General features: G+C 62.0%; 16 protein-coding genes. 9 read left to right on the forward strand and 7 right to left on the reverse strand.

What is annotated here, in order from left to right; genetic code table 11:
* Positions 1–26 precede the first annotated feature (26 nt).
* Complete coding sequence (locus M2394_RS20200; protein ID WP_259174089.1) at positions 27–398, forward strand: glutathione S-transferase N-terminal domain-containing protein; 372 nt, start codon at positions 27–29, stop codon at positions 396–398.
* Positions 399–506: 108 nt separating this feature from the next.
* Here the strand turns inward: M2394_RS20200 and M2394_RS20205 are convergent, their stop codons facing one another.
* Genes M2394_RS20205 through M2394_RS20215 form a run of 3 tightly spaced genes read right to left on the reverse strand, consistent with a single transcriptional unit; the run spans position 507 to position 3,443 of the window.
* Positions 507–827, reverse strand: a complete 321-nt coding sequence (locus M2394_RS20205; protein WP_259174090.1) for a hypothetical protein — start codon at positions 825–827, stop codon at positions 507–509.
* Positions 824–2,149 carry an acyclic terpene utilization AtuA family protein gene (locus M2394_RS20210; RefSeq protein ID WP_259174091.1) on the reverse strand — a complete coding sequence of 442 codons (1,326 nt, stop codon included), beginning with the start codon at positions 2,147–2,149 and terminating at the stop codon, positions 824–826. Before M2394_RS20210 ends, M2394_RS20205 begins: the two co-directional genes overlap by 4 nt.
* Position 2,150: 1 nt before the next feature.
* On the reverse strand, positions 2,151–3,443 hold the full coding sequence (locus tag M2394_RS20215) for a CitMHS family transporter (protein WP_259174094.1): 1,293 nt from the start codon (positions 3,441–3,443) through the stop codon (positions 2,151–2,153).
* A gap of 111 nt (positions 3,444–3,554) precedes the next feature.
* Between M2394_RS20215 and M2394_RS20220 the strand changes: the two genes are divergently transcribed.
* On the forward strand, positions 3,555–4,451 hold the full coding sequence (locus M2394_RS20220) for a LysR family transcriptional regulator (protein WP_259174095.1): 897 nt from the start codon (positions 3,555–3,557) through the stop codon (positions 4,449–4,451).
* 118 nt (positions 4,452–4,569) lie between these two features.
* Here the strand turns inward: M2394_RS20220 and M2394_RS20225 are convergent, their stop codons facing one another.
* Together M2394_RS20225 and M2394_RS20230 are read right to left on the reverse strand one after the other, a co-directional pair.
* Positions 4,570–5,172: a glutathione S-transferase family protein gene (locus M2394_RS20225; protein ID WP_178921346.1), complete on the reverse strand. Its 603-nt coding sequence runs from the start codon at positions 5,170–5,172 to the stop codon at positions 4,570–4,572.
* Positions 5,173–5,183: 11 nt separating this feature from the next.
* The gene (locus M2394_RS20230) at positions 5,184–6,350 is read right to left on the reverse strand and encodes a PLP-dependent aminotransferase family protein (RefSeq protein WP_178921345.1); all 1,167 of its coding nucleotides are present in this window, start codon (positions 6,348–6,350) and stop codon (positions 5,184–5,186) included.
* An 81-nt stretch (positions 6,351–6,431) separates the two neighbouring features.
* Between M2394_RS20230 and M2394_RS20235 the strand changes: the two genes are divergently transcribed.
* The 3 genes from M2394_RS20235 (at position 6,432) to M2394_RS20245 (ending at position 9,098) form a co-directional block, all read left to right on the forward strand.
* Positions 6,432–6,872 carry a MarR family winged helix-turn-helix transcriptional regulator gene (locus tag M2394_RS20235; RefSeq protein ID WP_259174096.1) on the forward strand — a complete coding sequence of 147 codons (441 nt, stop codon included), beginning with the start codon at positions 6,432–6,434 and terminating at the stop codon, positions 6,870–6,872.
* A 241-nt stretch (positions 6,873–7,113) separates the two neighbouring features.
* Positions 7,114–8,460, forward strand: coding sequence for an NCS2 family permease (locus M2394_RS20240; protein WP_178921341.1), 1,347 nt, complete (start codon positions 7,114–7,116; stop codon positions 8,458–8,460).
* 11 nt (positions 8,461–8,471) lie between these two features.
* Positions 8,472–9,098, forward strand: coding sequence for a LysE family translocator (locus tag M2394_RS20245; protein WP_259174098.1), 627 nt, complete (start codon positions 8,472–8,474; stop codon positions 9,096–9,098).
* Here M2394_RS20245 and M2394_RS20250 read toward each other — a convergent pair.
* Both M2394_RS20250 and uraH read right to left on the reverse strand, forming a co-directional pair.
* Entirely contained in the window at positions 9,037–14,199 is a 5,163-nt protein-coding gene (locus M2394_RS20250; RefSeq protein ID WP_259174100.1) for a dermonecrotic toxin domain-containing protein, read from the reverse strand. The genes M2394_RS20245 and M2394_RS20250 overlap by 62 nt on opposite strands.
* A gap of 144 nt (positions 14,200–14,343) precedes the next feature.
* Positions 14,344–14,697 (reverse strand): hydroxyisourate hydrolase, encoded by a 354-nt coding sequence (gene uraH, locus M2394_RS20255; protein ID WP_259174101.1) that lies wholly within the window; start codon positions 14,695–14,697, stop codon positions 14,344–14,346.
* Between the two features lie 429 nt (positions 14,698–15,126).
* On the opposite strand from uraH, the gene puuE reads away from it, so the two are divergent.
* The 4 genes from puuE to M2394_RS20275 all read left to right on the forward strand — a co-directional run bounded on the left by puuE (position 15,127) and on the right by M2394_RS20275 (position 18,265).
* Entirely contained in the window at positions 15,127–16,053 is a 927-nt protein-coding gene (gene puuE / locus M2394_RS20260; RefSeq protein WP_178921333.1) for an allantoinase PuuE, read from the forward strand.
* Complete coding sequence (gene uraD, locus M2394_RS20265) at positions 16,050–16,565, forward strand: 2-oxo-4-hydroxy-4-carboxy-5-ureidoimidazoline decarboxylase (RefSeq protein WP_178921331.1); 516 nt, start codon at positions 16,050–16,052, stop codon at positions 16,563–16,565. Before puuE ends, uraD begins: the two co-directional genes overlap by 4 nt.
* Positions 16,566–16,645: 80 nt before the next feature.
* The gene (gene alc / locus M2394_RS20270) at positions 16,646–17,641 is read left to right on the forward strand and encodes an allantoicase (RefSeq protein ID WP_178921328.1); all 996 of its coding nucleotides are present in this window, start codon (positions 16,646–16,648) and stop codon (positions 17,639–17,641) included.
* 120 nt (positions 17,642–17,761) lie between these two features.
* Positions 17,762–18,265, forward strand: a complete 504-nt coding sequence (locus M2394_RS20275) for an ureidoglycolate lyase (protein ID WP_016976354.1) — start codon at positions 17,762–17,764, stop codon at positions 18,263–18,265.
* Positions 18,266–18,267 lie beyond the last annotated feature (2 nt).

Raw genomic sequence — 18,267 nt, forward strand, 5'->3', positions numbered from 1 at the left:
TCTGTCCTGGGCAAGAGGTTCAAGCCATGTTCGTCAAAGCACTTCGAGTGGGCCTCGGCCACGTCATCATCGCGGGCGACTTCCTGACCCGACCACGCAAAAAGCAGCGCCCTGCCGAACAGCAGGCACAGGTGAACGAGGCCGCCAAGGACCTGACCCTGTACCAGTTCCACGCTTGCCCGTTTTGCGTGAAGACCCGCCGCACCCTGCACCGCCTGAATGTGCCGGTGGCGTTGAAGGACGCCAAGAACAACGAGCAGGACCGCCAGACCCTGCTGGAGCAAGGCGGCAAGATCAAAGTGCCGTGCCTGCGCATCGAAGAGAACGGCCAGACCACCTGGATGTACGACTCCAAGGTGATCATCGACTACCTGGACAAGCGCTTCGCCGCGGTCTGATACACGCGAGTTAACCCTTGTGGGAGCTGGCTTGCCTGCGATAGCGGTGTATCAGTAGCAAAAGTGCAAGCTGACCCGCCGCTATCGCAGGCAAGCCAGCTCCCACATTTAGTTCGGTGTTATCAAATCCAGTTCCAGCAGCGCCGACCCCAGGCACTTGCCATGGGCATCCAGCGCCAGCGAACGCGTCACCCCGCCACGCAAAATCCCCGGCAGCACGAAGTTCAGCGCCTGCACATTGGGCAATTCATACCGTCGCACTGGCGCCGCCCCTGGCTCGCGCAAGCCCGCGAAGTACTCGGCCACACGCTCAGCCGTCAGGTGCTCACACAGCAATGGATAATCTTCGGCCCGGTACGCAATGATCGAGATGTTCGACGTGTCGCCCTTGTCCCCGGTACGGGAATGGCCCAGCGTGTGCAGCTTCATGCTTGAATCCTCGGATTGACCTTATCGCGTGGCAGTAATAACGACGCCACCGCCACCACCTGCCGCACGCTTTTACTCGCCCCACCGCCGCCCGACGGGCCGTTGGTGTAGAGGGTTTCCACCTCATTGCCCACGCGCACCGCTTCGCTGCGCGCTTCACAACGGGCCGCTACGCGCAGGCGCACTTCCCAGGGTTCAACGCCGCTGCGCGGGCCGTGCAGCGAGTCCATGCCGATCAATTCGGCGCGTACGTCCTGCATCTTCACGCCCATCAATTCCAGGCGCTTGAGCACCACATCCCGCGCCAGTTGGGCCCGTGCGACAGCGCCAGGCCCGCCGTAGGACATCTGCCCCTCGCCAATCCAACCGTCCAGATAACCGACACTGACTTTCAACTGTTCGGGCCGCGAACGCCCTCCCGCGCCCTGGGCACGCACCCGATCAACGCTTTCTTCAACAAACCCGACCTTGGAAAAATCGGCCGTCACATCCGGCGTCAGGTACGCCGACGGGTCATGCACCTCATAGATCAATTGCTCGGTACACGTCGCGCGGCTGACGCGACCACCTGAACCGTTGACCTTGGTGATCAGCGCTTCACCCTCGGCATCGATCTCGGCCAACGGAAAACCCAGGCGCGCCAGGTCATCCACATCCTTGAACCCGGGGTCAGCGAAGTAACCACCGCTGACCTGCCCGGCACACTCAAGCAAATGCCCCACCAGCGTGCCGCGCCCCAGGCGCTGCCAATCGTCCTGCGCCCAGCCGAATTCAAACATCTGCGGCGCCAGGAACAGCGAAGGGTCAGCCACGCGCCCGGTGATCACCACGTCCGCATCCGCGTGCAACGCCTGCAGAATGCCGTCGACGCCCAGGTAGGCGTTCGCCGAAAGCAGCCGCTCGCCCAAGGAGCCAACGGTCTGGCCATTATCCAGCACAAACTCGGGTTGCAAGGCCTGCAATACGTCATCGCCGACCACGGCAACCACCTTGAGAACCCGGCCCAGCTCAGCCGCAATCCGTCGCACTTCATCAGCCGCCGCCACCGGGTTGGCCGCGCCCATATTGGTGATCACTCGCAAGCGTCGGCGCCCGGCCTTCGTGCCGACAAAGGGCAGCACGCGGCGCATGCGTTCACTCAGCAGCGGGTCGTAGCCGCCCTGTGGGTCGTTGATCCGTGCCTGTTGCGCCAACGCGATCGTGCGTTCAGCCAGGCACTCGAACACCAGGTAATCCAGGTCGCCTTGTTCGGCCAGTTCCACGGCGGGCTCGATACGGTCGCCGGAGTAGCCGGCGCCGGAACCGATGCGCAAGGTTTTCATCTCAAATCACTCCCAGGAGCAACGCGGTCAGGGTCATCAACACCGACGCGGCAAACAGAAACGGAATGGTGAAGCGCTGGTGATCGGCCAATTCGATCTTGCACAGGCCCACCAACAGGAAGGTTGCGGGGGTCAGCGGGCTGACCGGGAAACCGGTGGTGTGCACGCCCAGCAACGAGGCCTGGGCCACTTGCAGCGGGTCGACGCCCAGGGCCTTGCCCACTTCGGCGATCACCGGCATCACGCCAAAATAGTAGGAATCGGGGTCGAACAGCATGCTCAGCGGCATGGAAATAAAACCCACCACCGCCGGGATCAACTTGCCATGGCCGGCCGGGATCTGCGCCACCGCCACTTCGGCAATCGCCTTGAGCATGCCGGTGCCCTGCATGATGCCGGTGAACACGCCGGCGGCGAGCAGGATGCTGGCCATGGTCAGGGCGGTTTTCGCATGGGCGTCGATGCGTGCACGCTGGGCGTCCACGTTCGGGTAGTTGATGCACAGCGCGACCACGGTGCCGAGCATGAACATCACCACCGGATCGACCCAGCCGGCGATCATCACCACCATCACCAGCACGGTCAGTACCAGGTTGACCCAGAACAGGCGCGGGCGACGCAGCTTGATGTCATCGTCGCTGAGCACCCGCTGCGGCACCGCGTCCACCGAGGAACCGGCGCCCAGGCCCAGGCGTTTTTCCTCATGGCGCCCCAGCCACCAGGCGCAGGCGAACACAAAGATCAAACCGACGATCTGCACCGGAATCAACGGCTGGAACAGGTCAGCCACCGGCACATGCAGGGCCGCCGAGGAGCGCAGGACGGGGCCGGTCCATGGCAGGAAGTTGACCCCGGCCGCCATCGCACACACACAGGCGAGGATGCGTTTGTCGATGCCCAGCCGCGTATACAGCGGCAACATCGCCGGCACCGTGACCAGGAAGGTCACTGCGCCGGAACCGTCCAGGTGCACCAGCAACGCCAGGGTGGCGGTGCCTACAACAATGCGCGTAGGACGCGTCCCTACCGTGCGCAGGATGCGATCAATGATGGGGTCAAGCATGCCGGCGTCGGTCATGATCCCGAAAAACAGGATGGCAAACACAAACATGCCCACCACGGGGGCGACGTTCTTGATGCCGGTGATGATAAAGGCGCTGGTTTGCAGGCCGAAACCGCCGAGCAGCGCAGCGATGATCGGCAAGGCGATCAGGGCTACCAGGGGCGAGAGGCGTTTGCTCATGACGGCAGCGAGCAGGCACAGGATGGTGATGACACCCAGGGTTGCGAGCATGGGTTACTCCAGAGCGGCCTTGGTGGCCGGTTATTGTTTTCCCTGGAGTATTGGAAGCGGGTTAGTCTTTGTAAATTGGAATATTCACCGGTCAGTGTTCGGAAAAACAAAATGAAGAACAGCATCCAACACATTCAAGCGTTTCTTGCCGTGGCCCGTACGGGCAGTTTCACCAAGGCGGCCAACGAACTGCACCTGTCACCTTCGGCATTGACTGTGCAGGTGCAACAGCTGGAAGACTGGCTCGGTGTCGCCCTGCTCGACCGCAGCCCGCGGCATGTCAGCCTCACTGCGGCCGGCCAGGACGCCCGTGGGCCCATGGAAAAACTGCTGCTGGACCTGGACAACATCGTCACCGGCTCCCGCGACCTGGCGGCCTTGCGCCGGGGCGTGGTCACCCTTGCCGCCCTGCCCTCGGTATGCGCCGGCACCTTGCCGCCCGTGCTGCGCCTGTTCCGCGAGCGTTTTGCCGGGATCGAAGTGCGCCTGCATGACCTGGTAGCCCACCGCATTCACGCCCAGGTACGTTCCGGCGAAGTGGATTTTGGTATTGGCGTGCGGGCGCGGCTCAGCCATGGGCTGGGGTTCGTGCCGGTGCTCAATGATCGCCTGTGTGCGTTTGTACCGGTGAGCCACCCCCTCACTCGTCACCGCCAACTGACCCTTGAGCAACTGGCAGACCAGCCGATCATCCTGACCGGGCGCGACAGCAGCGTGCGTGAGCAAGTGGATGGGTTGTTCGATGAGACGCGACTGACGCTGAACGCGGGCATGGAAGCCAACTACATGTCGACAGTATTGGCACTGGTGCGTCAGGGATTGGGGATCAGTGTGCTGCCGGAATCGGCGGCGGACAGTCTGGAGGGGTTGAAGCGCATCCCCATCGATCACCCCGGCGTGAACCGGGAAATCGGCTTGATCACGCGCAGCGGGATGGGCTTGAGCCCGGCGGCGCAGCGGTGCTTTGACCTGCTGAACGAGCAATTATCTGATACACCGCAGAACTAAAATTAGAGCAGGCTTGTGTGGGAGCCGGGCTTGCCCGCGATGGCATCACCTCGGCACAACTGACAGACCGAGTTGCCCGCATCGCAGGCAAGCCAGCTCCCACATCTGAACCGTATTATCAGTCCAGCATCGCGACGTGTTTTGGATGGTTGGCAACGCGAGCCAGCCACGCCTGCACGCCCGGGTAGGCGTCCAGGTCAAAACCACCCTCGTGAGCCACGTGGGTGTAGGCATACAAGGCCACGTCGGCAATGGAGAACTGCTCACCCACCAGGTACGGCGTCAGTTGCAGCTGGCGCTCCATGACTTTCAGCGCCTTGTAGCCGCCTTTGTGCAGCTTCTTGTATTCCTCAAGGCGATCTTCTGGCAGTCCCAGGTAAAACTGAATGAAGCGCGCCACTGCGATATACGGCTCATGGCTGTACTGCTCGAAGAACTGCCATTGCAGCACCTGGGTGCGCAGGCGTGGCTCGCTGGGCAGGAACTCGCTGCCATCAGCCAGGAAGTTGAGGATCGCGTTGGATTCCCACAGGCAGGTGCCGTCTTCCAGCTCCAGCACCGGGATCTTGCCGTTGGGGTTCTTGGCCAGGAATTCAGGGGTCTGGGTGTCGCCCTTGAGAATATCGACATCGATCCATTGATACGGGATGCCCAGCAAGTTGAGCATCAATTTGACCTTGTAGCAGTTGCCCGACTTGTAATCGCCATAAACCTTGTACATGGACCTTCCCCTTATGCCGCTTGCGCGTGCTGTGCTTGACGGACCACTGCGGCCAAACGCTTGAGACCTTCGTCCAAACGGGCCGGGTCGATATGACTGAAATTGAGTCGCAGCGAACCATGGTGCTGGTCCGGCTCGGAAAAGAACGGTTCACCGGGCATGAACGCGACGTCCTGATCGAGCGATGGAGCCAACAAAGTGCGGGTATCCAGCGGCTGTTTCAAGGTCAGCCAGAAGAATAATCCGCCCTGGGGCACTTGCCAGTCGGCCAGGTCCGCAAAATGACGCTCCAGCGCAGCCTGGAATGCATCGCGGCGTTCACGGTAAAAGCTGCGCAGTTCCACCCGATGCTGCTGGTATTTTTCGCTGCCGATCCACTGCATTGCCTGCCATTGCCCGACGCGATTGGTGTGCAGATCCGCCGACTGCTTGAGCTTGAGCAGGTGCGGAAACAGGTCCGGGCTGGCGATCAAATAGCCGACACGCAGGCCCGGCAGCAAGGTCTTGGACACTGTGCCGGTGTAGATCCAGCTGGCTTTTTTCAGGCGCCCGGCGATGGGTTTGGCGCTGCCGCCGTCGAAGGTCAGCTCGCGGTAAGGCTCGTCTTCGATCAGCGTCACGCCAAATTCATCGAGCAAGGCTGCGACCGCCGCGCGCTTGGCCTCGCTGTAACGCACGGCCGAAGGGTTCTGGAAGGTCGGGATCAGGTAGATGAACGCCGGGCGGTGGCGCTCAAGCCTGGCACGCAAGGCCGCCAGGTCGGGGCCATCGGCTTCCAACGGCACGGTGAGGCAGTCGGCGCCGAACAGCTGGAAGATTTGCAGCGCGGCCAGGTAGGTCGGGCCTTCCAGCAGGATCGGCGTGCCCTTGTCGATGTACAGCTTGGCCGCCAGGTCGAGGGTTTGCTGGGAGCCACTGACCACCAGCACCTGGCTGGCCTGGCACGGCACGCCCAGGGCGCGGGCCTCGGCGGCGAGCAATTCGCGCAGTTGCGGCTCGCCTTCGCTCATGCCGTATTGGCCGATGGTCAATGGCATGGCGTCCCAGTTCAATGCCGGCAACATCGCTTCGGCCGGCAGGCCGCCGGCAAACGACATCACTTCCGGACGCTGGGCAGCCGCGAGGATTTCACGGATCAAGGAGCTTTTGAGGCGCGTAACACGTTCTGAGAAGGCCATAAGGTCACCGCTAGCGAAGCCTGTGGGAAATACGTCAAACTGGTTGACCGAAATTACGACGACTTCAACGGATACGTCAATATGCTTGACCTTAAAAATCCCGCCAGCCAGCAAGAAGCCATGGAAGCCTTCTTCTTCGGCTACCAGGCCTTTACCGCCAAGGCCGATGAAATGCTTGAGCGCCGTGGCCTGAGCCGGGTGCACCAGCGCATCGTGTTTTTTATTGCGCGTTACCCGGCCTTAAGCGTGAAGGAGTTGCTGGAACTGCTCGGCGTGAGCAAGCAGGCGCTGAACATCCCGCTGCGCCAATTGCAGGAAATGCACCTGGTGGACAGCGTCGCGTCCGAGACTGACAAGCGCAAACGCTTGCTGCAATTGAGTGAGGAAGGCGTACGCCTGGAGCAGTCGCTGCGGCGTGAGCAGGTGAAGCTGTTGCAGCGGGCCTTCAGCGACGCGGGGGAAGAGGCGGTCAGTGGCTGGCTGGCGGTCAATCAAGCGTTGTGTGCTACCCGTAATGTGTAACGGTCGCATGCCTGATAAACCTGGCGCCCAAGCGTTTTTCGCCGGCAAGCCGGCTCCTACAGGAGCCATTCATCTGCCGTACTGAAAACATTATTTGCTTTATTTGTATACAAAAGCATAATCCACATCGAGTGAGTTCTTGACCTATTGGTCAACAAACTTGCCAGCACCTCAAAGCGCTGTTGCCCACCTTTGTGACCGGCGCTGGAAATAACAATAAAACTCTTGAGGAGTACTCGCTGTGGAAAGCCGCAAATCCGAAGCCCCGACGCTGGACATCGCCCCGCCCAACAACAGCTGGCTAGAACGCCTGTTCAAGCTCAGCGTGCATGGCACCACAGTGAAGACCGAGCTGATCGCCGGCCTCACCACCTTCATCACCATGGCCTACATCATCTTCGTCAACCCCAACATCATGGCCGACGCCGGCATTGATCACGGCGCCGCGTTCGTCGCCACCTGCATCGCCGCCGCGCTGGGCTGCCTGCTGATGGGCCTGTACGCCAACTGGCCCGTGGGCCTGGCGCCCGGCATGGGCCTGAACGCGTTCTTCACCTACACCGTGGTCGGCACCATGGGCTACCACTGGGAAACCGCGCTGGGTGCGGTGTTTATCTCCGGCGTGCTGTTCATGGGCCTCACCCTGTCCCGCGTGCGCGAATGGCTGCTCAACAGCATTCCGGTCAGCCTGCGCCACGCCATGGGCGCCGGTGTCGGCCTGTTCCTCGGTGTAATCGGCTTGAAGACCGCCGGCATCATCGTCGACAGCCCCGCCACCCTGATCAAGCTCGGTTCGCTGCATGAGCCCGCACCGTTACTGGCAGCCGTGTGCTTCCTGCTGATCGCCATCCTCAGCTATCACCGTGTGTTCGGCGCGATCCTGATCAGCATCATCGCCGTCACCTTCGCGGGCTGGGGCCTGGGCCTGGTGCATTACAACGGCATGATCTCCACCCCACCGAGCCTGGCACCGACCTGGATGGCCATGGACGTGAAAGGTGTATTCAATATCAGCATGATCAGCGTGGTATTTGCCTTTCTTTTTGTACACATGTTCGACACTGCAGGTACACTGATGGGCGTCGCGCAGCGCGCCGGCCTGGTGAACGCCGATGGGCGCATCGATAACCTGTCCCGCGCCTTGAAGGCCGACAGCGCCTCCAGCGTATTCGGTGCCATGGTCGGCGTGCCGCCCGTGACCAGCTACGTGGAAAGTGCTGCCGGTGTGGCAGCCGGTGGTCGTACCGGACTCACGGCGGTAACCGTGGGTGTGCTGTTTGTGGCGGCGATGTTTTTCGCCCCGCTGGCCGGCATGATCCCGGCCTACGCCACGGCAGGTGCGCTGATCTACGTGGCAATGCTGATGATGGCAAGCATGGCGCACATCAACTGGGATGAAGCCACCGACAGCATCCCGGCGATTGTCACCGCGATCATGATGCCGCTGACCTTCTCGGTGGCCGACGGGATCGCCCTCGGTTTCATCACCTATGTGGCGCTCAAGGCCGGCACCGGCAAGTACCGTGAAATCTCCGCGAGCCTGTGGGTGCTGTGCGCGATCTTTATCGCCAAATTCATATTTCTATAAAGGAGCAACGGATGAACCTGGAAACCTGGCTACTGTTCAGCGGCGCAGCATGGGTGGTGATCCTGATACCCGGGCCACTGTCACTGTTGATGATCAGCAACAGTCTCAACTACGGCCTGCGCCGTTCGTATCCAGCGTTTCTCGGTGGGGTATCTGCTTCGATCCTCCTGCTCAGTGCTTCGGCACTGGGCCTTGGTGCGCTGCTGCTGGCATCGGAACAGTTGTTCAGCGCCCTGAAGATCGTCGGCGCGGTGTACCTGTTCTACCTCGCCTGGCAGAGCTGGCAGCAATCGCGGCAACCGGCCAAGGCTGCAGAAGTGCCCTACAGCGCGCCGGTTCCACGCTTTCGTGCGCTGTTTGGCCGGGCTTTCGTACTCGGCGCCAGCAACCCCAAGGACATCCTGTTCTTCGCCGCATTCCTGCCGCAGTTCCTCCACAGTGAGCAGGCCTTCATCCCGCAATTGCTGATCATGATCGCCACCTGGACCGTACTGGACCTGCTGTGCAAGGTGTTCTACGGACTCAGCGCCCACGGCGCTGCGCGTTACTTGCGCAGCGGCAAGGGCCAGGGCTGGTTCAATCGCGTGAGCGCGGCCTTGTTTGCTGGCGCCGGCGGTGCGGCCTTGGCGCGGGCCTGAGGCTGCCGAACCGCACGAAGAACACCGTCGGGGCTGTCGTGGGTGTCCATTGGATGCCTGCGATGATCCTCACCAGGCGCCCTTCGTCCATCGCTTGCTTGATGGGCGCGAACGCCGTGGCAAAGCTCGCTGTGGCGGCGCGGTAGTTGAACCACTCGTCAGTCAGTTGCATGGCACGCGCCGCATACAACTTGAAGCTAGCGGTATTGGCCCAGCGTGTGAGCACGAAATACAGGTTGTTGGACTGTGGATGGGTACAGCTGAAATCCACGGTCGCGCCAGAGCCGGCTTTCTTTTCGACGCTAAGTACGCTGAACCCCTGTTGTTCGAGGATATCCCTGACGGCATGCTGCATCATATGGGACCGCTCGAGCAGGTTGTGCTGGGTGGGCGCTCGCAGATCAAGTGGCGGCGGTTGCCGCAGGATGAAGTCCAACCGGTCAAACCCCGGTGTGGTCGATTCGCGGCCAATATAGACACTGGTACTGCTGGCACTGTGCAGGGGCCGCAACAACTTGAGCAGATCATCGGTTTGCCCGGCAGTGCCGGGCACCCCCCACCGCTCCAGGGTCGCCTTCAGGCGCAGCAGATGGGTAGCGGTCAGGCGGCGGCTGGGGTCAGACAACTCCAGCAGGCGATCGATCAGGAACGTACGACTGTTGGCGGTCATGCCCGGAAAGCCCCGCGCCAGCGACACCCGTAACGACTCGCTGAACAACGGGCGATGGAACGTCCAGCGACCGTCCGCCCCCAAGGTGGCCGGTATCGGTTGATCAAAGGTCCCGGCCTCCAGCCAATAGGCAATGTCCAACGAGGCCGCATGTTCCAGCGGACGATCACGAATGATGAACACCACTTTACGTGGCGACACCTGGGAACCGTCAGGCAGCAGTCGGTAGTGGCGAGCGTCATACTGAAGCACCCTGTAACGCTGCGCCGAGGGCGGCCCGGACACGTCGAAGATCCCGAGTTCAGGGACAGCGTTGGTCAAGGTCATGGGCGTATTGATCGCCCAGGCTTCAAAGGTCTTGGGCGCCATGGTCACCTGGGACAGGCGTTGCTCTAGCGCCCCCAATGACGGCGGCACCCACTCTGTGGTGTGCGACGCTGCAAAAGGCCGCCATACCGCTGAACTCGGGCCGGGTTGTGGGGATGGCGGTGGCGCATCCGCGCCCAGCGCCCAGTCGCGATCCTCGCGGATCTGCAGCACCAGCTCCCCCTCCGCTTCGCCGCCCGGGCTTTTCACCCGCCATGCTTGCTCATCCCCGCGCCGATAGATCGGGTAATGGTGTTCGCCATCGGCCATGAACAGCTCGCCGTTTTTAACGTATACGCCCTTGTTGCCCGGCCCACTCAGGGGCACGGCGCCGTCGCTGGAGAAGGGTTTCCTGAAGCGCTCCAGCAACGTGAGGGGGCGCGGGGCTGGCGGCAGCCGAGTCAACCCGCGCCCCCGGCGATGGAGCTGGCGCAGCCCTCTGCGCAGTCCGGTGCTGCCGCCTGGTCGGGTGCCGGGGGCAAATGCCGTCAGCACATCGATAAACGCCATCAGCGTCAGAAACGCCACGTCCACCGCATCCTCGGGCGTGCCGCTGAGGTGATAGCGCCCGGCAGCCAGCAACAGTTCATACAGGCTGACAACCGTACCGATCACCGGAATGAAGGACAAAAGACCGCGCACCGTGGCGTCCGCCTGTTCGCCCAGACGCAGCTCGCGGTAGCGCGCCAGCGTCGCACGGGTGTTGGCACTGGCGTGGGCCTGCTGCTGAAGCTCAAGCCTGCGCGCGTGGGCGAACAGGGCCAGGGCGTCGCGCTGGGAGGTGGGCACGATCGCCAACCAGGCGCCCGGCTGCGCATCGATCTGTTCCTGGATTTGCGCCTCGATGGCGGACAGCGTGGCAACCGGCAGTTTGTGCCTGATCTTGAAGCTGCGCACCAGTCGTCGGATCGCTTCGTACACCCTGAGAATCCCATAGCCATGAACAGGCCTGGACCCGACGGCAATCAACAGTACCAGGGGCGTTCGCAAGGGTACCGGTTGCCCGGGATAAGTGGCCAAGGCGTCCTCTTCCCAGCCAGGTGCGACCCGTTGCGCCAACGCCTTGATACAGTCTGCGTTGGCACCTGCTCGATTCAAATGCGCCAGGGCCTCGGCCTGGCTGCTGTATTCGGCGAGCACCGGGTAGCCCATGGCACCCGGCCAATACACCAGGCAACGCTGGGACAGGGTATCGGTGATGACCAGCACGCCGGCAATATGTCGGTCATGGGCGAGCGTATGGCCGCGCAAGCGCAAGAAACCAAGGCTGACGTGATCCGCACCCCTGGTGGTCATGGCCGTGTCGAACAGGCTTTTACCGGCTGCCGAAAGCCCCTGGCGCACCGCCGAATACACCTGCATCTGCGCCAGCTGCAAGGTGGTGCGATCGATGAGCCCTGGTGGGAGCGCGCGCGGGCCCGGCGCAAATACGCGCTGGATCAAGCGCTGGTATTGGCCACCGAGGTCCAGTGCCGACAGGGTCTTGATCAGGTAACGCGGGGTCAGGCGCTGTTTCCACGCAGGTTGCAGATAACGCGCGCGATTGAGTCGCCATTCGGTCCACGGCGCCTGGGCGTCCAGATTGTGCAATGCCAGGTCCAGCAGGCTGAACGGCGTGCGCTGTGCGCTGGCGACCTTTTTGACCTGGCGCTCGCCGGGCACGCACTGGCTCGACCAACCGCAGAACTGGGCACTGACATCATCCGGCATCTCCAGCAGCGGCTGGTCCACGTCCAGCTCCGGGTAAAAACCATCCTGGGTCAGTTGGGCTACCAGCCGCTCGCGTGCAAAGGTGTGCAACGGCGGCAGGACCTGCCACAGCCGATCCTCAAGCGCCAGGGCACTGGACAGGTAGCGCCGCTGCAAACGTCCATAGACCTGACGCTGGGCGGTGGTGGCCGTGGCCAGCCAGGCCGGTCGGCTTTTCGCCTGCTCGGCGGCAAAACGAACAAAGTCGACGTTGGCCAGGGCCAGGGTCCGCGCATCATTGCCCGGCACCTGCAGGTGCTCGCGCAGTTCCATCGCCAGCCATTGCAGGCCCTGGGCCGGGTCACTGACCTCACTGAACACTCGCCTGTCCGCCTCCAGCTGTTTGCGCAACCGCGCATAGTGTTCAACCGTTGCCTTGAAGTCTTCGTGAAGTACGTCATTTTCAGTGATTCGATAGTCCGGCACGGTCGGTCGGGAGAAGGCCAAACGTGCAGCGGCGCGCTCATCCCGAGCGATGCACCGCCACAACACCGAGCCGTCACGGCTGGCAAAGCTGGCCCGAAGCGCTTGGGACAAGGCCTCCAAGTGATCGAACACCGCAGTCCCGCCGAAGCCGCCCGCCACCACCAGGATCACCGGTTGCACCCAGGTCGGTTCGATCACTGCGCGGGCGGTGGTCACCACGAAAGCCCCCTGCAAACGGTGGCTGCCCATCGCGATACGCAGCACACGGGTGTCACTGCCCAGGCGCTGGCTGGCCAGAGGCTTGCTGAGGACTTCCAGCAACCGGTCCAGGTGGGTCTGCTTGATGATTCCAAGGCTGTGATCAAGCTGGGCGTCCAGGCGCAACGCCAGGCGCCGGGCATTCAATACCCGCGTGGCGCGCTTGTGGGTGTCATCAAGCCGTTCCAGCCAGAACCCTGTCTCGAACAGACGCCCCTCCTCAGCCTGGGTCGAATGCCCGATGATCTGCGCCTGGGCTTGGCGCTGGGCTTCGCGGCGTGCAAAGGCCTGGTAGGCCGTATCGTCACCGGGCGTCTGCAGCAAGGCCTCCATGCCACTTTCGTAACGCTGTACCTGACGCTCACAGGCACCGCGCGAAAGGTCGCCCGACACTCGGGAGAACACGATGTCTGCCTGGCGACGCTGGCGATCCCACTCCAGCAAGGTGTCCAGGACCGTCTCAAATGGCAGGCCGTTGCCCAGGCGCGTGCGGCCCTGCTCAACCGTCCGCAGCAGGCGCGCGAGCCATCGACTCGGCAACGGATCGTCAGGCGCTGTCGGCGCAGCGTAATGAAGGGACAGCACGCAGCCCCATTCATTGTTCCATTGGCCCTCCAGCAAGGCCTGCGCACTGTGGGCCAACGCGTCTTGCGTGAGTGCACTCCCGACCGGCATCGGCGCCTGCACCTGACGATGCAGTGGCAGGTAGTGCCACCATTGCCCCAACAACGATCGATGCACGAGGTCGGGTAACTGCGCCTGCATCTGGGCCCCAGAACTGAACTCATGAAACCCGCGCGATAACCCTGGCAGGTAGATGACCTGCAGCCCATCAACGGCCCCTGCCCGACTGATGTGCAAGGCACCCGGAAGCGCCAGCACCCCGTGCTCGGCATGGGGCCATGAGACTGTTGCCACTTGGACCGTCGCCCAGGCCCCTCCGGCCCGCTGGCGCGTCTCTGCGTCGGGGGCGTCGATCAGTTGCCCGAGCATGGCGTAACCGTTATCCGACAGGTGGAACAGCTGATGCGCGAGGAAAGCCTGGTCGGCAAACAACGCCTTGCGCAATTCGACCCAGCGTTCGCGACGCGAAAGCCAGGTGCCTTGGGCCAGTTGCTGCCAGTAGTCCGCCGTGGCGCTATTGATACGGTCCAACAGCCGCAACTGTCGGACACGCTCCAGCGCCTGCCAGGCATTGAACGCCAGCGCGCACGTAGGCTGGCCTTGCACGCTCAAGGCGGTGAAATGGTGCAGGTTGATCGGCACACCGGGGTCGCTGAACAAGGCCAGCGCCCGATCGGTCAAGCTGTTGACGTGAAGGGGCGATTGGGGCGGTGGCGGTTCGCTGAAGAGCAGGGTGTCCGGGTCCAGGGCGAACGCTTCGCGCAAGGCATGGCGGATGATGGACAAAATGCGCGGCGCCCGCCCCGCCAGGTGCCCCAGCTCTTTCGCGTGGTGCATGCAGCGCGCGTGGGCGGCATGGATCTGGTTGATCGTACGGCTGGGTTCGCGCGCACGATTGACCCGCCGTGTCAGCAGTGCGCGAATCGCCGCCAGGCGCTGCTCCCGGGTCACGGCGGGATCGTCGAAATCGAAGGCGGGCGAGATAGGATCGGGCGTGTCTGGACTCATGACGGCTCTTCAAGGCTGAAACAGCCGAGCCTAGGCACTCTCTCCTGTGCCGGTGCGTTACATAATTGGCAGACGAAAAAAAGCCCGCAGTGTGGGCGGGCGAAAATCCAACGAAGAGCTTTGGGGGTGTGAAGCGAGGTGACGCTAGCTACCGCGATACGTGGAGTAGCTGTAGGGCGAAATCAGTAGCGGGACATGGTAGTGATCCTGTTCGGCGTTGATGCCGAAGCGCAGCACCACCACATCCAGGAAAGCCGGTTCAGGCAATTGCACGCCGCGGGCGCGGTAGTAATCGCCGGCGCCGAACTGCAGCTGGTAGACACCGCTGCGGTAGTCGTCACCTTGCAGCAAGGGGGCGTCGCACCGGCCATCGCTGTTGGTCAGGGCCGTGGCAACCAGTTCCAGCTGCGCGCCATCGACGCGGTACAGCTCGACCTTGATTGCGCTGCCGGGGCAGCCGTGTGCGGCGTCCAAAACGTGTGTGGTCAAACGTCCCATGGCGTCTACGCGCCTCCTTAAGCCAGTAGAAGAAAGGTCCGCACTTTTCCGGGGCATCAAAAAAGCCGGCGATGACTGATTAAGACACTTTTTAAAAAAATTGTACACAATAAATTAAACAAATTACCGGATCGCCATTCGAACCGGGTTGCCGACGGGGGTGGTGTGCCTGATAGTCCCTTGGGAGGCGATCGCCGGCAAGCCGGCTCTTACAAATCGGTGTTGTGTAGAAAGATTTTGTGGTTTAGCTGACCAGGCAGGCAAGTTTCTTGCAGTACCTTTGAGTGGGGTGTGACAGAAAAAATGCAGAAATGCAGGCTTACAAAGTTGGCAATAAGTTGTATACAATCACTCATCGCTGTGACGCCACCCAGTCATTTCACTGCCCGGCCGCCACATGAATGATCACGAACAAGAAGGAAGACTGCAGTGAGCGCTGACTACCCACGCGACCTGATCGGTTACGGCAGTAACCCTCCTCACCCCCACTGGCCGGGCAAGGCACGCATTGCGCTGTCTTTCGTACTCAATTACGAAGAAGGCGGCGAACGCAACATTTTGCACGGCGACAAAGAGTCCGAAGCCTTCCTGTCGGAAATGGTCTCGGCCCAGCCGCTGCAAGGCGCGCGCAACATGAGCATGGAGTCGCTGTACGAATACGGCAGCCGTGCCGGTGTGTGGCGCATCCTCAAGCTGTTTAAAGAGTTCGACATTCCGCTGACCATCTTCGCCGTGGCCATGGCCGCCCAGCGCCACCCGGACGTGATCCGCGCGATGGTCGAGGCCGGCCACGAGATCTGCAGCCACGGCTATCGCTGGATCGACTACCAGTACATGGACGAGGCCCAGGAGCGCGAGCACATGCTCGAAGCCATCCGCATCCTCACCGAACTGACCGGCGAACGCCCACTGGGCTGGTACACCGGGCGCACCGGCCCCAACACGCGCCGGTTGGTGATGGAGGAAGGCGGCTTCCTCTACGATTGCGACACCTACGACGACGACCTGCCCTACTGGGAGCCCAACACCCCCACTGGCAAGCCGCACTTGGTGATCCCTTACACCCTGGACACCAACGACATGCGCTTCACCCAGGTGCAGGGCTTCAACAAGGGCGACGACTTCTTCGAGTACCTCAAGGACGCGTTCGACGTGCTCTACGCTGAAGGCGCCGAGGCACCGAAGATGCTCTCCATCGGCCTGCATTGCCGCCTGATTGGCCGCCCTGCGCGCCTGGCGTCGCTGAAGCGCTTTATTGAATACGTCAAAGGTCACGAGCAGGTCTGGTTCACTCGCCGAGTGGACATTGCCCGTCACTGGCACCAAACCCACCCCCACACGGGAGCGGCGAAATGACTGCGTTCCACACCCTGAAGCCCTCGACCTTGAGCCGCGACGCATTCGTCCAGGCCTTCGCCGACATCTACGAACACTCGCCATGGGTGGCCGAAAAGGCCTTCGACCTGGGCCAGGACCCTTCGATTGACGAAATCGAAACCCTGCACCAACGCATGAGCGACATCCTGTTGAGCGCCGATCACACCAGTCAGCTGGCCCTGATCAACGCTCACCCGGACCTGGCCGGCAAAGCCGCCGTCCAGGGCCAACTGACCCAAGCCAGCACCGATGAACAGGCTGGCGCGGGGATTCACCAATGCACGGCCGAAGAGTTTTCTCGCTTCACCGAGCTGAACGATGCCTACAAGGCCAAGTTCAAGTTTCCCTTCATCATGGCGGTAAAAGGCAGCAACCGGCATCAGATCCTTGCCGCGTTCGAAACGCGCATCCACCACTCGGTCGACACCGAGTTCAAATGCGCACTGGCCGAGATCAACAAGATCGCGTTGTTCCGTTTACTGACTCTTTAAGCAACCCTCGCCCGAGTGTTCATGAGCACCCAGGGCCTGGTGAGCATCCCAAGCCACTCTATTTAAGGCAGACAAGAAGAATGAAAGCGCAACCCGTACCTTTCGAGAAGTTCGTCAACCTGGCCGACGCCCGCCTGGGCACCAAGATCCTCTCCGTGACCGATGACTGGTTCGCCGACGCCAACCGCCTGTTCCAGCCGACCCCGGCCGTGTGGAAGGAGGGCGTTTTCGATGACAACGGCAAGTGGATGGACGGCTGGGAATCGCGCCGCAAGCGCTTCGAAGGCTACGACAGCGCCGTGATCCGCCTGGGCGTACCGGGCTCGATCAAAGGCGTGGACATCGACACTTCATTCTTCACCGGCAACTTCCCGCCGTCGGCCTCCCTGGAAGCCTGCTTCCTGGCCTCGGGCGACCCTGATGAAAACACCCAGTGGGTAGAAGTACTGTCGGCCGTCGAGTTGCAAGGCAACAGCCATCACTTCCACGAGATCAACAACGACCAGGCGTTCAGCCACCTGCGTTTCAACATCTACCCGGATGGCGGCGTGGCCCGTCTGCGTGTGTACGGCGTGCCGTTCCGCGATTGGTCCTCGGTGGGCGACAACGAACAGGTCGACCTGGCCGCCGCCTTGAACGGCGGCCGTGCCCTGGCCTGCTCCGACGAACACTTCGGCCGCATGAGCAACATCCTCAACCCGGGCCGTGGCATCAACATGGGCGATGGCTGGGAAACCGCACGTCGTCGCACGCCGGGCAATGACTGGGTGATCGTCGCCCTGGGCCACCCGGGTGAGATCGAGAAAATCATCGTCGACACCCTGCACTTCAAGGGCAACTACCCGGACACCTGCTCGATCCAGGGCGCCTTCGTGAAGGGCGGCACCGACAGCCAGATCGAAACCCAATCGCTGTTCTGGCGCGAACTGCTGCCGGCGCAGAAACTGGAAATGCACGCTGAACACACCTTCGTCGAGCAGATCAAGGCGCTGGGGCCCATCACCCACATTCGCCTGAACGTGTTCCCGGATGGTGGCGTGAGCCGCCTGCGCGTTTTGGGCAAGGTAGCGAAGTAAGCGGTGATGCCATTCGCGAGCAAGCCCGCTCCCACATTTGAAATGCATTCCCCTGTGGGAGCGGGCTTGCTCGCGAAGGCGTCAGATCAAACAACACAAAATTCGGATAAGAAGACAGCCATGCGCACACTCGTGATCGAACCCCTGACCAAAGAAGCCTTCGCCCCTTTCGGAGACGTTATCGAAACCGATGGCAGCGATCACTTCATGATCAACAACGGGTCGACCATGCGCTTCCATAAACTGGCCACGGTGGAAACCGCCAAGCCTGAGGACAACGCGATCATCAGCATCTTCCGCGCCGACGCGCAGGACATGCCGCTGACCGTGTGCATGCTGGAACGACACCCGCTGGGCAGCCAGGCTTTCATTCCGCTGCTCGGCAACCCCTTTCTGATCGTGGTCGCGCCACTTGGCGATGAACCTGTATCGGGCTTGGTCCGCGCCTTCGTTACCAACGGCAGGCAGGGCATTAATTACCATCGCGGCGTCTGGCACCACCCGGTGCTGACGATCGAAAAGCGGGATGACTTCCTGGTGGTTGATCGCAGTGGCACAGGCAATAACTGCGATGAGCATTTTTTCAAAGAGGATGAGCGGTTGATCCTCGCCCCCCACCAATAAGA

Source organism: Pseudomonas sp. BIGb0164 (genome assembly GCF_024810135.1).
Classification (GTDB): domain Bacteria; phylum Pseudomonadota; class Gammaproteobacteria; order Pseudomonadales; family Pseudomonadaceae; genus Aquipseudomonas.

Coding starts and splice junctions, on each gene's coding strand:
- M2394_RS20235 (WP_259174096.1), top strand. CDS start 6,432: ATGCTTGACCTTAAAAATCCCGCCAGCCAGCAAGAAGCCATGGAAGCC.
- M2394_RS20220 (WP_259174095.1), top strand. CDS start 3,555: ATGAAGAACAGCATCCAACACATTCAAGCGTTTCTTGCCGTGGCCCGT.
- M2394_RS20205 (WP_259174090.1), bottom strand. CDS start 827: ATGAAGCTGCACACGCTGGGCCATTCCCGTACCGGGGACAAGGGCGAC.
- M2394_RS20275 (WP_016976354.1), top strand. CDS start 17,762: ATGCGCACACTCGTGATCGAACCCCTGACCAAAGAAGCCTTCGCCCCT.
- M2394_RS20225 (WP_178921346.1), bottom strand. CDS start 5,172: ATGTACAAGGTTTATGGCGATTACAAGTCGGGCAACTGCTACAAGGTC.
- M2394_RS20200 (WP_259174089.1), top strand. CDS start 27: ATGTTCGTCAAAGCACTTCGAGTGGGCCTCGGCCACGTCATCATCGCG.
- M2394_RS20250 (WP_259174100.1), bottom strand. CDS start 14,199: ATGAGTCCAGACACGCCCGATCCTATCTCGCCCGCCTTCGATTTCGAC.
- M2394_RS20210 (WP_259174091.1), bottom strand. CDS start 2,149: ATGAAAACCTTGCGCATCGGTTCCGGCGCCGGCTACTCCGGCGACCGT.
- uraD (WP_178921331.1), top strand. CDS start 16,050: ATGACTGCGTTCCACACCCTGAAGCCCTCGACCTTGAGCCGCGACGCA.
- M2394_RS20230 (WP_178921345.1), bottom strand. CDS start 6,350: ATGGCCTTCTCAGAACGTGTTACGCGCCTCAAAAGCTCCTTGATCCGT.
- M2394_RS20215 (WP_259174094.1), bottom strand. CDS start 3,443: ATGCTCGCAACCCTGGGTGTCATCACCATCCTGTGCCTGCTCGCTGCC.
- alc (WP_178921328.1), top strand. CDS start 16,646: ATGAAAGCGCAACCCGTACCTTTCGAGAAGTTCGTCAACCTGGCCGAC.
- uraH (WP_259174101.1), bottom strand. CDS start 14,697: ATGGGACGTTTGACCACACACGTTTTGGACGCCGCACACGGCTGCCCC.
- M2394_RS20245 (WP_259174098.1), top strand. CDS start 8,472: ATGAACCTGGAAACCTGGCTACTGTTCAGCGGCGCAGCATGGGTGGTG.